Below are 14,767 nucleotides of genomic sequence, written 5' to 3'. Positions count from 1 at the left end.
TTAGCTGAATATTGATCTCTAATTCGACTGCTAAGGTAAAAACATTTTTTTAAAATACGTATAATTACGTAAAAAAATACTTAATTTTGTTTCAGCATTCGACCTAATCAAAGCATATGAAAATTGGAGAAACAAGATTATCACTGGTGGGGGCAGGACCTGGAGACCCCGAATTGATCAGTCTGAAAGGAATCAAAGCGCTGGCATCTGCTGATGTTATTCTTTACGATGCGTTGGCCAATGAGGCCTTACTGGATCATGCTCCGCAGACAGCTATCCGCATCTTTGTGGGTAAAACTGCCGGACTACATCACCGGCAGCAGAAAGAGATCAATCGCATGATCGTCCAATATGCCCGGTCCTGCGGTCACGTGGTCCGCCTGAAAGGGGGAGATCCTTTTGTATTTGGAAGGGGCCACGAAGAATTGGAGTACGCCGCCGCGCATGGTATTCCGACCAGCTATATACCAGGGATCAGCAGCGCCACTTCAGTGCCAGGTCTGGCTGGAGTTCCATTGACAAAGAGAGGCATCAACGAAAGTTTTTGGGTAGTCACCGGCACATTGAAAGACCATAGCACAGCCAGAGACCTGGAATTTGCTGCCAGGTCATCGGCTACTGTAGTCATTCTGATGGGCGTAAAAAAACTTCCGGATATCGTCCGTGTATTCAAACAGTATCGGGGAGAAAAGGAAGCCATCTGTATGATCAGCAATGGCAGTAAGCAGGACGAGCAATCCATAACAGGAGATTTGCACAACATCATGGATTTGCGGAAAACATCAGGACTTTCCTCACCTGCTATCATTGTTATCGGCAAGGTGGTCAATGAAAGCAGGCTTACGGAATTGATTCAGCGGCAGGCCGTGTGTGCACAATGAGGAAGCTATCAAACAAGCCTATGATCCATTTTGATAATCCTCTAAAGATTTGGGATTAGGGAAATTATCCCGCTCGTCTTCACCGGGTCTTTTGTGCAGGCACTGAAAATCCTTTTCGATCAAAAGCAGGCACTCCCTGTCTGTTCCTTCCTGCTGAACGTGCCGGATGCTGACTTCATCAGTCCCTGCCCAGCTTTTGCCCAGCGCTGAAGGCAGGTAAACCTCGAGGTGCTGGTTCAGGAAGGTGGCTTTGGGAGAATCGAGTTTGTCCCGGGGTATCAGTGCATAGGTCAGGACCTGATCCTCGCCCAATTTTAACGCCTGATGAAGTGAATACCCCTTTCCGATGCGTTCCACCTCCGACTGAGTTAACCTGAGCCGAATGGAGTTGTTATTGATCCTGAGTTTCATCTGTTTATAATTGTCTTTTAATGGTCAGATGCCTGCCTTTTGGCAGACAGGGAATCTTTGACTATTAAAATAGTCATTGTCCTGTGTTTAATGATGATTTTAATCGTATCGATTTCATGTGTCTTTAATTTGTTTTTTAATGGCCGCATGCCTGCCCGGATGACACCAGTAGGACGGGGAATCCCTGCTAATGTAGGCTGATTTTGGCGAATTCCAAATACGCTTATTCTAAGGGATCTTTCTTTCTGTTTCGGTGTCCGGAGAGTCTAAGGGTAGCTATTGATCTATCCGCTTAAATGCTGATTTTGGATTTTCGCATAGCGGACAGGTATAGCTGTCGGGAAGCGTAAGGAAGGAGGTTCCCGGCAATATCTCTGATGCAGGATCACCATATTGTTCATCATAAACGGTAAGACAGCTCGAGCATTGGTATTTCTTAAGCGGTTTTTTAATCAGATTTTCATTGTTTTCGGCTGATTCGGACGATTTCGGAATCTCCAGTTGGTCATAGTATTTGTGGCTCAGTTCAATCAGGAGTGGAGGCAAGGTTTCCAAAGGTACGTTTTTCACAAAGTAAAAGTATTCTGAAAGGTTGGGGTTGAAATCTTTAGAGTACAGGATGTTGAACATGTCCGGATCGGTTTCCTTCTTTTTCTTTGCTTTTTCTATGGCTACAGAAGTGAAGAGCGCCATGTGTCTGGTTTTCACCGAAAAACTCAGGCCATAGGTACTGATGTCCTGTTTGTCCAGGGCCCTGACCAGATAATTTTTGATTTCCATCGCTTCCTGGTCCAATACCGGCAAATGCCAATTGAGTTCCAGAGAACTGTGGCGGATATTGATGCCAAATTTTCCCAGCAATTTTTCCCAGCTCAGCCGATCCTTTTCGGCAATACCCTTAATAATGATCGATTTCCAGGGTGTAAGACAGATTTTTCCGATATTGCTGGAGAGGCAAAGTTGGCAAAGGGCCTTGAGAAAATTGATGGTAAATTTGTTGTTTCTCCAATACAGACCCAGCCAATATTTCCCTCCGACGATGCGGTTCATGCCCTCATAATAGGGTGAATTGGCCTCCGGATAGTCGAGGTCATGGTGGGCTTTCTGCGTGTTGGGAGATAGGGAGGCTTTGATCCTGCGGTAAATCTCTTCGTATTTCAGACCGCATTGTACAGGTTTGATATCTTCTATTGCCTTAGCGACTTTTGACAGATCGTAACCATAGATGAGATCCGGCGCACTCCAGGGCTTGGCGTCAATTTCAGAAAACCGCAGGAACAGGTACCAGTAATTGTCCATATCAGAGGCCACAAAATTGATGTTTCCCGTAAAGAGAGGGACGAGGTTTTGCACCGGATCAATGATATTGATTTTTAGTTTGGGTCGGTAATCGAAGGTGTCCAGGATATAGTGATAGGTGTGTGAAGCAAGCCAGTGTGTAGTCGGCATCACATCCAACGCAGGGAAGGAGGAAACGATGTTTTGGAATTCTTCCCCATCTGTATCGTAGGCGGTATCAATGGCCTGGAAGGTATTGGCAAGGGTCTCCAGGTTTTTGTTTTTCAAAGGAAAAAGCACGTCCTGTCTGGATCCAAGGTGAATGTAGGTGGCACCCAGGTCGCTGGCCGTCTGGATCATTTTCAAAAAATCACCGGGCGATATGATGCCCCCTTTGACAAATACCCTGACTAAATCATCTTTTTCCATATTATTTATTAATACCGGTACAACATCTGTTTGGAACATCTCCGGTTTTTGGATGGAGAATGCACCGTAAAGGCGGTGTCCTTGAATTTTACATGCTATATTCCGAAGTGCGTCTCCTCCAATCAGGCACCTACTTCCGGGTGCAGGGCTGCGGCTAATAGATCCCTGACCTCCGGTTTGCAACTGCCGCATCCCAGTCCTGCTCCGGTTTGCTGGCATAGCTGGCGAAATTCCCTGCAGCCGGATGCTATGGCCTCGCGGATATTTCCCCTGCCCACATTGCCACATGAACAGACCATTTCTCCGATCATTTCCTTTTTGGCACTCCTGCCGCGGAGCAGTTCATGGCGGATTTCGGAAAGCTCGGTTTTTTCTTCAATGAGGTGTTTGAATTCCGCAAATTCAGATTTGTCACCCATCAGAATGGCTCCGACCAGTCTGTCCCGAAATACAATACACTTTTTATAGTAGGTCTGAGCGCTGTCTATCAGCAGGATTTCTTCGTAATCCTGCGCGTTGACAGGTATTTCGGGTATACCAATGGAACAAAGATCCAGGTTGGCAAATTTAAGGATATTCATCGGAATACTGCCTTTGTATATGCTGAGCAGATCACCTGTAATGAATCGCGCCGCTACATCGGCCTGCGTCTCGGCGGCTGCTGTGATGCCATTGAGCTTTCCCCTGTGCTCTGCTATTTCACCCATCGCAAAAATATCGGGATCACTGGTTTGCAGGTAATCATTGACCTGAATACCCCGGCCACAGGTAAGGCCGGCAGATTTGCCTAGTTCAATATTGGGCCGGGTACCGATAGCGTAGACCACCGCATGGCAGTTCAGGCTTTGTCCGCTCTTCAGGCTGGCTGTGATTGTCTTGCTTTCTTCCTGCGCTGCCAGATGGGAGACCTGGTTGTTCATATACAGGCTAACCCCCATTTCCTCCAACTTTTCACGTAGCAGGGAGCTGGCAATGGCGTCTAGTTGTCGTTCCATTAGCCGGGAACCCAGTTGGACGATGGTGACCTCCATATTGACCTCCCGCAGTGCAGCTGCCAGTTCCAGCCCCAGTAACCCCCCTCCGACAATCAATACATGGCCTTTGTAGTCCAGGTATTCTTTTAGTTCATCGGCATGTTCCCGGTTGCGCATGGTAAATACCCCGGGCAAGTGCATGGGGGCATCTGCAGGCACAAAGGCCCTGCTTCCTGTGGCGATGACGAGGGTACCGTAATGGTGCACCCTTCCTTTTTCGTCAGTCACCGTCTTGTTGGACCGGTCTATGGATTCAATGCCGTTTTCTACATACAGGTGAATGTTCAATTTGTCCATATCCGTCACCGATTTGAATTTTAGCAGATCCTCCCAGGCTTTGTGGCGGTTGATATAGTCGGGTAACAATACCCGATCGTAAAAAGGATGTTTTTCCCTGGAGAAAACATGAATTTCGTCTTCCTGATTGCATTCGCGGTAGGAGTGGATAAAGCGGTAAGCGGCTGCACCAGCCCCAATGATGACTACTTTTTGCCTGGGCTTTTTATAGCAGCTTACCTGCACCGCTGAGTATTTGAAATCGGGCTGCCTGGACACCGGGTCAATGCTGTTGCCGGTAAGATTGTTGGCCCGCGCAAAGTCTTTGCCCATGATTTTGCCCCAGTGCATGGGGAGAAAGAGTAAGCCTTTTTTAATTTTATCGGTGATCTGGGCGTGCACGCGTACTTCACCTCTTTTTCCTGAGACCAATACCGTACTCCCCTGCAATATACCTCTTTGGGCAGCGTCCTCAGGGTGGATTTCCAGATAGGGTCCCGGGATGTGTTTGTTGAGCTTGTTTACTTTGCCGGTTCGGGTCATGGTATGCCACTGGTCCCTGACCCTTCCTGTGGTGAGAATAAGGGGAAATGCCGGAGAGGGCATTTCATAATAGTGTTTTGGCCCGGACACCTTTATCTGGGCCCGGCCATTGGCCGTATAAAATTTTTTATCGGTAAAAAGGCGCTTGGTTTCACCCTGGCTTTTATCTGGAAAAGGCCATTGAACCGTACCATTTTGTTTGAGGTAATCGTAATCGAGGCCGGAGATATCGATATTTGTGCCCTTTGTCATCTGGCAGTATTCCGCGTAGACTCCAGCCATACCGTCGAAATCAAATCCATGGAATCCCATTTTCTTTGCAAATCGGATCAGTATTTCAGCATCGGGGAGTGCCTCTCCCGGAGCTTTGGTAAATTGGCTCAGGTGGCTGATTCTCCGTTCCGAGTTGGTCATGGTGCCCTCCTTTTCTCCCCATCCCGCTGCAGGGAGCACCAGATCGGCAAAAGGAATGCTCTCATTGCTGTTGGAAATATCCTGCACCACCACGAATCTTGCTTTTTTCAATGCTGCTTCGATACGCTGGGCATCTGGCATACTCACCAGGGGATTCGTACAGATGATCCAAACGGCTTTGATCGTCCCATCAGCCAAGCCGTCAAAGATTTGTGTGGCGGTTTTTCCGGGCTTTTCAGAAATTCCGTCCACTCCCCAATATCCGGCTACTTTCGCCCTGTCAGTTGCATCATTCAGTTTGCGGTGTGCGGCCAGCAAAGTGGCCATGCCGCCCACTTCCCGGCCGCCCATGGCATTGGGTTGTCCGGTGAGGCTGAAGGGCCCTGATCCGGGTTTTCCAATATGCCCGGTAATGAGATTCAGGTCTATCAGCGCCAGGTTTTTGTTCACGCCGTCTGCGCTTTGATTGAGCCCCATAGTCCACAGTGTTAAAAATCCCTGCGCATTGCCGATGCAGGAAGCGGCTGCGTGGATATCCGATGTGGGCAGGCCACAGATCTGCGCAGCCTCTTGAATGCTTGTCTGAAATACACGCACTTTATACGCCTCAAAACCATCGGTATGGTCCGCAATGAAATTCAGGTCAATGTCACCCTGTTCAATCAGGCACCTTCCCAGGGCATGATAGAGCACTTCGTCCGTCCCCGGGTTGATTTGGAGGTGCATGTCCGCTATGGAGCACGTCTGGGTACTGCGCGGGTCGACAACGATGATTTTAACCTCGGGGTTTGCCTCCTTGTGTAGTTCGATCCTTCGCCACAGAATGGGATGGCACCAGGCAGGATTTGCTCCGGCCACAAAAAAGCAATCGGCCAACTCAATGTCTTCATAGGCGATGGGTACACAGTCCTCACCCAATGTCTGGAGGTAGCCCATCACGGCAGCGCTCATGCAAAGCCTGGAATTGGTGTCGATGTTATTGGTGCCTAAGAAGCCTTTGGTCAGCTTATTGACCAGGTAATATTCTTCGGTGAGACACTGTCCAGACACGTAGAATGCCACTGCATCCGGTCCATGGACCTTGATGATGGACCTGAACACTGCACTCGCGCGCTCGATTGCGGTATCCCAGTCTACCTTTTCCAAAGGGTGGGATTTGCCCCACCGCATTTGGGGATGAAGCAGGCGGTCTGAGGTGTCTTCTACTACATAGTGCAGATTCCTTCCTTTTGAACATAACATGCCCTTGTTGACAGGGTGCCCAGGATCTCCCTGAATGGAAATTTTCCCTTTTTTGTTTTTCTGCACCTCTATTCCACAGCCCACACCACAGTAAGAGCAGGTAGTCTTGTAACAGTCCGTAGCCATCTTTTCTGCCTTTTGGTTAATGATTGTTATTGATTGACAAGTTCTGGTTGAAGGGTAGCTTTCTCTGCCAGAGAGGACTCCAGTTCTACCTGGGCTACCTTTTCATCTTCTTTGGAAAAGCGGATCAGCAACGATAGTGAACTAATGGCGGCCACAGAGAGGCCGAGTATGGAAAGCGCGTCGCCGTAGGTCAGCCCTTCCATCTTCAGAAGAAATCCAGCCATTACGGCACCTACATTGCCGCCGGCTCCCACTATTCCTGATATCATGCCCAGGGCTTTCTTATTGATGAAAGGCACTACAGAGAAGGTAGCCCCTTCCGCCATTTGTACGAATAGGCTAAATAAGATCATAGTAGCTATGGCCAGTGGCAAAAAGCTCATGTGGGAAAACAATATCAGGGCAAACCCTTCAATGAGCAAAACCAATCCTAAGAACCCTACTCTGCCTTTGAGCCCCCATTTGATACCGGCTTTATCTCCGAAGTAGCCTCCCAGGGTTCTGGCAAACAGGTTCATCAAACCAAATAGCCCGGCAATCAGTCCAGCGGTCTTAAGGTCGAGCCCAAAGGTATCGTGGTAATAGATCGCAGCGATGTTGTTGATGGTAAGTTCTATTCCGAAGCAGGCTCCGTATATCAGAAACAATGCCCATACCCGGCGGTCGCTTACAGCGGCCCTGAAGGCGCCTTTGCTGTCGGCTTTTTTCTTTCTTTTGTAGTCAAGGTCCTTTTTACTCAGGTCCCTGATGTTTCCTTCGGGAAAATCAGTGGTCCATTTGTAATAGGCGAAGGCTGTCAGTATCATGGCAAACCCTGGAACCATCATCGCATATCTCCAGGCTTCGGCCTCCAGAAAGCCCAGCGATAGAAATAACGCAAAAATAAGCGGCATCAGCATTTGGGTGACACCGCCACCCATATTGCCCCATCCGGCAGAGGTGGCATTTGCGGTGCCGACTACGTTGGGCGCAAACATCACAGATGTATGGTATTGTGTAATCACGAAGGAGGCGCCAATTATGCCAATTGCCAGCCGAAACAGGAGAAAACTTTCGTAGCTATCACTCAGTCCGATAAGGATAACCGGTATAGCTCCCAATATCAGCAGATAGGTGTAGGTAATCCTTGGACCTATGCGGTCTACCAGCCAGCCTATAAATAGCCGGCCGAGAACAGTTACCGCCACCGAAGCGATGATGATATTGCCTATTTGGGATTTGCTCAGATCCAGCTCATCCCGCACAACGGCCATCAGCGGCGCAATGCCAAACCATCCGAAAAAACAGAGGAAAAAGGCAAACCAGGACAGGTGAAAAGCCCGCATCTGTGGAGTTTTGAAATCAAATAAATTGATAGAGGTCGCTTTTTTGTTTCGGGATTGCATGTTTGATATAATTTAAGGTTGCAAGTGTGGTTATTGAGGGTTTTAATGTAGCATTGAGTAAAGCAGTCATTGAAGCTGCTAAGATAGGCTATTTTTCAAAAAATAAGTAAAAATACGTAAAAAAATACGTAAATAATTTTACAATTACGTAAGTGTTAAGGTCAGATTGTGGCAAAAAGCGACTTAAGGCCTATTATTGCGGGGCGGAATAACTCATAAAAGGCCGCAAACTTCGGAATATACCTTGTGTGTTTTATAGAAAAATGATGCATAGTTATCTAAGAATATGTATTATTGTTAGCGGCTCCCCTGATATGGTCGGAACGAGCTACTGCTGATTAGAATGAATTGATAAGGATGGGTGGCAGACCTGTCTGGTAGGACTCCGGACAGCCGGTAGATATATTGCGCTGTCGCAGCCTTTATGAAGACTACAATTAGTAAACCGATGATATATGAATACATGTAAAACCCTGTTATTAATTGGGCTTTTTGTTATACTAAACTCCTGTTTTTCTGACAATGAGGCGCAGAAAATCATCGACCTGTCCATTGCAGCTCATGGAGGGGAGCGTTTTCAGCGTGCTGAAATCAGCTTCGATTTCAGGGACAGGCATTACGAGATCTTTAAATCTCCGGAACGGTTTCGCTACCTAAGGTCCTTTCGGGATGAATCCGGAATGGTGGAAGACGTGCTGGACAATTCGGGTTTTGTTAGAAAAGTCAATGGGAGGGAAGTCACATTGCCGGCCGACAAGGAAAATGCCTATGCCAACTCGGTCAATTCGGTGGCATATTTTGCATTTTTGCCATACGGGCTCAATGATGAAGCGGTGATCAAGCAATATCTGGGAGAGACGCAATTGGAAAACCAACCTTACTACCTTATAAAAGTTACTTTCAGGCAGAAGGGTGGTGGGGAAGACCATGAAGATGAATTTTTGTATTGGATCCATCAGGAGCACCATCGAATGGATTATTTGGCATATACCTATCATACCGACGGGGGAGGTATCCGGTTTAGAAAAGCCACCAATACCCACGATGTTTCGGGTATATTGCTTCAGGATTATGACAATTACAAGCCGGAAGATGAATCACTACCGGTAGAATCCATGCAGGAACTATTTGAGGCGGGAGAATTGGAATTGTTGTCTCAAATTCTGCTGGAGAACGTGCAGGTCAGGTTGGTCGATTAAAATTAAAAAGTAAGCTTCAATATGCAGCAAAAAAGAGGGTTGGTTATTTCGGGAGGCGGAAGCAAAGGTGCTTTTGGTGGGGGCATAGCAGAATACCTGATACGTGAGTGTAATTATAAATATGATATTTTTGTGGGAACCTCCACGGGTAGCCTGCTGGTTCCCCTGCTTTCTATCAATGAAATTGAAAGAATCAAGGCAATCTACACTTCGGTGACTCAGGACTGTATTTTCAGCACCAATCCGTTTATCATCTCAAAAACAAATGGGGTCTTCAAGACCCGGATCAACCATTTCAGTACAATAAAGATGTTTTTGAAAGGAAAGAAGACCTTTGGGGAAAGCAAAGCGCTCTTCAAGCTGATCAAAAAAATCATTACGCCAGCAGATTTCGAACAAATGAGACAAAATGCGGCTGAGATTTACATTACCGTGTCTAACCTTTCTACCAACAATGTGGAATACAAACGGTTAAAGGACTGTGATTACCACGATTTCTGTGAGTGGATTTGGGCTTCATCCAATATGATACCTTTCATGAGTCTGGTAGAAAAAGATGGATGTGAGTACGCCGATGGAGGGTTTGCGGATCTGGTGCCCATATCGGAAGCCATTTATCGCGGGGCGACCGAAGTGGATGTGATCGTATTGAAAGCCAGGGCCGGAAGGGAAATGAAAAGACCCGTGAGAAATGCCCTGGAGCTTACTACCAGAGCTTTTGATTTTATGCTGGACCAGATTTCCAGCGATGACATCAAAATAGGAGAGTTGCTGAGTAAAAAGCGGAAGGTCAAACTGAATTTTTATTATCCTCCTGCAGTATTGACAGAAAATAGCCTGATCTTCGACCCCTATCAAATGAAGAAATGGTGGCGCCAGGGCAAGCGCTTCGCGAGGGAACAAAACCCAGTGTGCAAATGCATTGAAGTAGGTTTACAGGAAGAACAGGTATAAAGGATGAAAATCAGCAAATTAGTCGGGTATTTGTCTATAATGGTATTTGTTATGGGCGCGGGCGAACCCAAATTGCCCCAGGTGTTTGTCATTGGCGATAGTATTTCCATGCAATATGGTCCTTACCTGAAACAATATCTTAGCGGTTTTTGCCGATACGATCGCAAGAGAGCGGAGGGATCATCGGCGGAGGATCTGGATAACCCAGCCGGTGCCAACGGTGGTGATTCGGGTATGGTCCTGGGTTACCTGCGGGTCAAATTAGATGATCCCGCTTTCCGCCCTGATGTGCTGCTGCTCAATTGCGGCCTGCACGATATCAAGACTAACGTCCAAACCGGGGAGCGGCAGATCAGTAAGGAACTTTACCGGCAAAATCTGGAGGAAATTTACCGCCTGCTTGCAGCAAAAGGCATTCCCCTGGTTTGGATGCGCAGTACTCCGGTAGATGATGCACAACACAATGTCAATCAAAAATCCTTTTACAGGTATGCGGCAGATCTGGCTGCCTATAATGCCATAGCGGATGAAGTATTTGCTTCCAAAGGCGTTCCGGTTATCGACCTTCATCAGTATACTTTGAACCTGGGTACAAATCTATACATCGATCACGTGCATTTCGATGAACAAACCAGAATGCTTCAGGCCGCTTTTATCGCCGGCTTTTTGCACGCTATTCTTTGAAAATCTAATTTAAATATTTTTATTTCCGGCCAGCTTTTCAAAACAAAAAATAAGTTGATTGATTTTTAGAAAAATTTAATTTTATTGCTGCCATTTTTTATTTTTTGAAGGCTTATTATTTTCTGAAACTAACTAGCCTGGGGTTTCAGACACACAGTCTTGCGTAAAATTTATCCCTTGAAAAATTATTTATTTTCAAAATATTACATAAATTTACTTTTATAAAAATGTATACGGTATTCAAAAATATCTAATCTGAATATTGTTTGGTTTCATTTTAATAATTTGAATATCAATAAAATGCATTCTTTTCTAATATTCAGATGCTGAAAATTTGTTAGCAAAATTCTAGTAGGGTTGGCCTGGCGCAACCCACTGAAAAATGATAAAATATATGGCTTTACAGGTCCTTTTCTGCAGGCTTTTGTGAAAAATTGACTTTACCTAAAAACCAATAACAGTATGATCTACAGGAGTACAAAAAAATAGCCGGCCGATAAAAAATCAGCCGGCTCAGGCCTTATGGTGATGATCATTGGGGAATGGCACATACCATAAGACCGGCATTTATTGAAGTAAAACATCCAATAAACCCTTAAAATTATGAAAAATAAATTACTTAAGACAACTTTTGGGTTGTCTAGGTGCTTTTTCATCGGCATTATTTCTTTATTGTTGTTGCCGATTGATGCAGTTGCCGGGAAATTACTTCCTATCGAAATCAGCAAGGAGGAAAGCTTAGCCTCCAAACCTCACCCTCATTTTGCGATTATCCACAGTTCAAGGAATGTTCCTGTTCCGAGGGCGACCATCACCGGAACAGTCACAGATGCTAATGGTGAGCCTATACCCGGAGCAACGGTGATTATCGAAGGATTTAGCCAGGGAACAGTTACCGACCTCGATGGTAAGTTCTCCATTGAGGCAGACGTGGGAGCCGTTTTGGTTATCTCCTTTATCGGATTCAGATCAGAAAGGATTACTGTGGGTAACCAAACCCAATTCGAGATTGTGTTATCAGAGGGAGAGACCTCCCTGGATGAGGTCGTTGTGGTAGGATATGGTACGCAAATCGAGTCCCGTATTACGGGCAGTATTGCAAGGGCAGATCCGGAAGATATGGCAAGAGTGTCGACTCCAACAGTAGGACAAGCCTTGCAGGGACGTGTGGCAGGGGTTTTTATCAAAAACCAGAATGGCCAGCCTGGTCAAAACAAGACTGCAATCAATATCAGGGGCTTTGGAGAGCCACTCTATATAGTAGACGGGTTACCGGTCGATGAAGCAGTATTTTCTAATTTGAACCCTAACGACATCGAGGAATTGAATGTGCTCAAGGATGCTGCTTCTGCCGCAGTATACGGAGCCAGAGCAGGAAATGGTGTTGTGCTGGTTACCACCAAGCGAGGAAGTTCGGGTGATGTCCGCTTTTCCTACCGGGGTGATATCGGTTTTCAGGGCTTAACGATGGTACCTAAAGTTATAGACGCATGGGAATACATGACCCTGTTTAACATGAGAAACCTGGACCGTGGATTGGGTTTCCGATGGACCCCTGAAACTGTAGCAGAGTTCAGGGCGCACAACGATGGTTCAGATCCCGAAAATTATCCCAGTGTGGATATGTTTGACATGGTGACAAGGGATGCTTCACCCATGATAACCCATGATTTATCAATCAGAGGGGGGAATGACCGAGCCAGGTATTTTATATCCGGGAATATATTCGATCAAACCGGCCTGGAACGCAACGTATTTGGGGAAACAGATACAAGGTTTAAACGATACAATATTCGCGGGAATCTTGACGTAGATGTAACAGAAAAATTTAGTTTTAATTTTGACATGAGTTATAACCTTCAGGATTTTTATGGCCCCAGAAACGCCTTTGAAGGAACAGACTGGTCACAGGGGCAAGGAATTTTTGCCCGAAGCGGTCGCTGGCGCCCATTTCATTCTGTTGTAGAACTACCCGGAGGGCACCGTGAATTTCCAAGAGGAGCACCCGAGGGACAAACGGTCAATCCGCTGAATCTGGCAAGTGCAGACATTGGGGGATCTCAGGAGTTCAATAGAAGCTTTATAGATTTCAAGCTGGGAGGTGAGTATCAACTGCTGCAGGGATTGAGTACCAGAGCTACAATTAATTACCAGGGGACCAGTTTGCAGGAAAAGATGTTTCAGAAAAGGGCTCCGGAATACAGGTATAACCCAGATACTGAAACACATGAATTTGTTCGTGCGCTAAATGCCGACACCCGGGTAGAAAGGCAGAACAGTCAAACTGAAAACATCAATTTCCAGTATTTTTTAAACGGGGACCATTCATTCGGTGAGAATCATTCGCTTACCAGCATGTATGTATTTGAATTTATCCAGCGGGATTTTGAGCGAATAGATGCCAGTCGAATAGGCTATGAATTTCCAATTGCGCAATTGAGTGCCGGACCTCCGAGCCAACAGTTCAATAACGATGTGATCAATAGAAATAAGCGGGTAGGACATATTAGTAGAATTGCCTACAATTATGCCGATAAATATTCCCTGGAGGTGAGCGCAAGGTACGATGGGTCGATGAGATTTCCCGAGGATTCCCGCTGGGGATTCTTTCCATCTGTTTCCGGCGCATGGAATATTTCCGATGAAGGATTTATGCAAAATAGCAGTATATCGAATACCCTGACCTATCTGAAGCTTCGGGGGTCCTGGGGAAGGCTGGGTTTTGATGCTGCGGGGAATTTTCAATTCCTGCCCACTTTTTCTTTTGACAATTTTTACATTTTTCAGGATGACCTCCTGCGCAGGACCATTAGTACTGACGGGCTTCCTAATCCAAACATTACCTGGGAAAAAATGGACATCGTCAATTTTGGTTTGGACGCTTCCTTTTGGGGAGGTATGATAGAGGGTACTTTCGATGTATTCCGGAGACATCGTTTCGATGTGTTAGGCCAACGGATATTGGATGTGCCGCCTGTAGTAGGAGCAGTGTTGCCACAACAAAATTTCCAGGAGTTTGAAAACAGGGGTTTAGAGCTCAGTTTACGACATAACAATACGATTAACAGCAATTGGAATTATTCCATAGGAGGTAATTTCGGGATTTATGAAGAAACTGTGATCAACACCGATGAGCCTGATTTCATCAACAAAGAGGTCGAACGACGGGAAAAGGAGATTGGTCGCCGTGTAATAACAGGTGGGAGAAACAATGTCAATGTATTCTACCTGCAAACCGATGGTCTTTTTGCTTCCCAGGAAGAAATTGATAACTGGGCAGATATAGATGGCAATGGGAATCGCTCCATACAGATTGGAGATGCGAGGGTTATAGACAGGAACGGGGACGGAAGGATCACCGATGCGGACCAGTATATTGCTACTTCCGGTACCCAGCCAAGGATGACATTTGGCTTTCAAACCCGAGTCGAATGGAAAGGGCTGGAGCTTGTGACTTTCTGGCAAGGTGCTTCCCGATTTGGTTGGAATTTAACCTGGAGTGAGTTTGAGTCACCATTCCCATCCAATGGAGTGGCACTGCAGAAAGATATCACTGAGGCCTATATTCCTGAAAATGAATTTGGACTTCCTGCGGTAAGTGCTTCCAGTGCAAGGTGGCCCAGGGCATCGGGAAGATTCAATAGTGATTATGATATGTTCTTGATTGACGGTACGTACTTACGTCTCAAGCAGCTTCAAGTGGGGTATACCCTTCCGGTAGAGCTCATAGACGGACTTGGTTTGAGAAGGGTAAAAGTTTATGCGGGAGGCACCAATTTGTTGACGTTCTCAGACATTGATTTTCTGGATCCAGAGATTGACGAAAATCCCAGACAGTTTTTCGGTAACTACCATCCACAGACGCGTGTGGTCAATGTGGGAGTTGAAATTGATTTCTAAACAGAAAATAA

General features: G+C 46.2%; 9 protein-coding genes. 5 read left to right on the top strand and 4 right to left on the bottom strand.

Annotated elements, in window-relative coordinates; all coding sequences use genetic code 11:
* The first annotated feature begins 116 nt into the window (after positions 1-116).
* Positions 117-881, top strand: a complete 765-nt coding sequence (gene cobA / locus BUB19_RS21335; RefSeq protein WP_073097613.1) for a uroporphyrinogen-III C-methyltransferase — start codon at positions 117-119, stop codon at positions 879-881.
* Between the two features lie 18 nt (positions 882-899).
* Here cobA and BUB19_RS21330 read toward each other — a convergent pair whose 3' ends face one another.
* The 4 genes from BUB19_RS21330 to BUB19_RS21315 all read right to left on the bottom strand — a co-directional run bounded on the left by BUB19_RS21330 (position 900) and on the right by BUB19_RS21315 (position 8,019).
* Positions 900-1,292: a DUF7009 family protein gene (locus BUB19_RS21330; RefSeq protein WP_073097611.1), complete on the bottom strand. Its 393-nt coding sequence runs from the start codon at positions 1,290-1,292 to the stop codon at positions 900-902.
* Positions 1,293-1,568: 276 nt separating this feature from the next.
* Positions 1,569-2,999: a rubredoxin gene (locus BUB19_RS21325; protein ID WP_073097708.1), complete on the bottom strand. Its 1,431-nt coding sequence runs from the start codon at positions 2,997-2,999 to the stop codon at positions 1,569-1,571.
* 122 nt (positions 3,000-3,121) lie between these two features.
* The gene (locus BUB19_RS21320) at positions 3,122-6,634 is read right to left on the bottom strand and encodes a nitrate reductase (RefSeq protein WP_073097609.1); all 3,513 of its coding nucleotides are present in this window, start codon (positions 6,632-6,634) and stop codon (positions 3,122-3,124) included.
* Between the two features lie 26 nt (positions 6,635-6,660).
* Entirely contained in the window at positions 6,661-8,019 is a 1,359-nt protein-coding gene (locus BUB19_RS21315) for a NarK family nitrate/nitrite MFS transporter (protein ID WP_073097608.1), read from the bottom strand.
* Between the two features lie 455 nt (positions 8,020-8,474).
* Between BUB19_RS21315 and BUB19_RS21310 the strand changes: the two genes are divergently transcribed.
* The 4 genes from BUB19_RS21310 to BUB19_RS21295 all read left to right on the top strand — a co-directional run bounded on the left by BUB19_RS21310 (position 8,475) and on the right by BUB19_RS21295 (position 14,756).
* Complete coding sequence (locus BUB19_RS21310; RefSeq protein WP_073097606.1) at positions 8,475-9,218, top strand: DUF6503 family protein; 744 nt, start codon at positions 8,475-8,477, stop codon at positions 9,216-9,218.
* 21 nt (positions 9,219-9,239) lie between these two features.
* A complete protein-coding gene (locus BUB19_RS21305; RefSeq protein WP_073097605.1) occupies positions 9,240-10,172 on the top strand; it encodes a patatin-like phospholipase family protein in 933 nt (310 codons plus the stop codon).
* A 3-nt stretch (positions 10,173-10,175) separates the two neighbouring features.
* The gene (locus tag BUB19_RS21300) at positions 10,176-10,856 is read left to right on the top strand and encodes an SGNH/GDSL hydrolase family protein (protein ID WP_084097532.1); all 681 of its coding nucleotides are present in this window, start codon (positions 10,176-10,178) and stop codon (positions 10,854-10,856) included.
* A 603-nt stretch (positions 10,857-11,459) separates the two neighbouring features.
* A complete protein-coding gene (locus BUB19_RS21295; protein ID WP_084097530.1) occupies positions 11,460-14,756 on the top strand; it encodes a SusC/RagA family TonB-linked outer membrane protein in 3,297 nt (1,098 codons plus the stop codon).
* Positions 14,757-14,767 lie beyond the last annotated feature (11 nt).

The sequence above is a fragment of the Cyclobacterium lianum genome (genome assembly GCF_900143075.1).
In the GTDB taxonomy this organism is placed as follows: domain Bacteria; phylum Bacteroidota; class Bacteroidia; order Cytophagales; family Cyclobacteriaceae; genus Cyclobacterium; species Cyclobacterium lianum.
Note: the sequence above shows the minus strand (reverse complement) of the source record. Positions and strands in the feature narration are given on the sequence as shown.

Excerpts from the sequence above, each read along its gene's own strand:
- BUB19_RS21320 (WP_073097609.1), bottom strand. The coding sequence starts at position 6,634 with ATGGCTACGGACTGTTACAAGACTACCTGCTCTTACTGTGGTGTGGGC.
- BUB19_RS21295 (WP_084097530.1), top strand. The coding sequence starts at position 11,460 with ATGAAAAATAAATTACTTAAGACAACTTTTGGGTTGTCTAGGTGCTTT.
- BUB19_RS21305 (WP_073097605.1), top strand. The coding sequence starts at position 9,240 with ATGCAGCAAAAAAGAGGGTTGGTTATTTCGGGAGGCGGAAGCAAAGGT.
- BUB19_RS21330 (WP_073097611.1), bottom strand. The coding sequence starts at position 1,292 with ATGAAACTCAGGATCAATAACAACTCCATTCGGCTCAGGTTAACTCAG.
- BUB19_RS21310 (WP_073097606.1), top strand. The coding sequence starts at position 8,475 with ATGAATACATGTAAAACCCTGTTATTAATTGGGCTTTTTGTTATACTA.
- cobA (WP_073097613.1), top strand. The coding sequence starts at position 117 with ATGAAAATTGGAGAAACAAGATTATCACTGGTGGGGGCAGGACCTGGA.
- BUB19_RS21300 (WP_084097532.1), top strand. The coding sequence starts at position 10,176 with ATGAAAATCAGCAAATTAGTCGGGTATTTGTCTATAATGGTATTTGTT.
- BUB19_RS21325 (WP_073097708.1), bottom strand. The coding sequence starts at position 2,999 with ATGGAAAAAGATGATTTAGTCAGGGTATTTGTCAAAGGGGGCATCATA.
- BUB19_RS21315 (WP_073097608.1), bottom strand. The coding sequence starts at position 8,019 with ATGCAATCCCGAAACAAAAAAGCGACCTCTATCAATTTATTTGATTTC.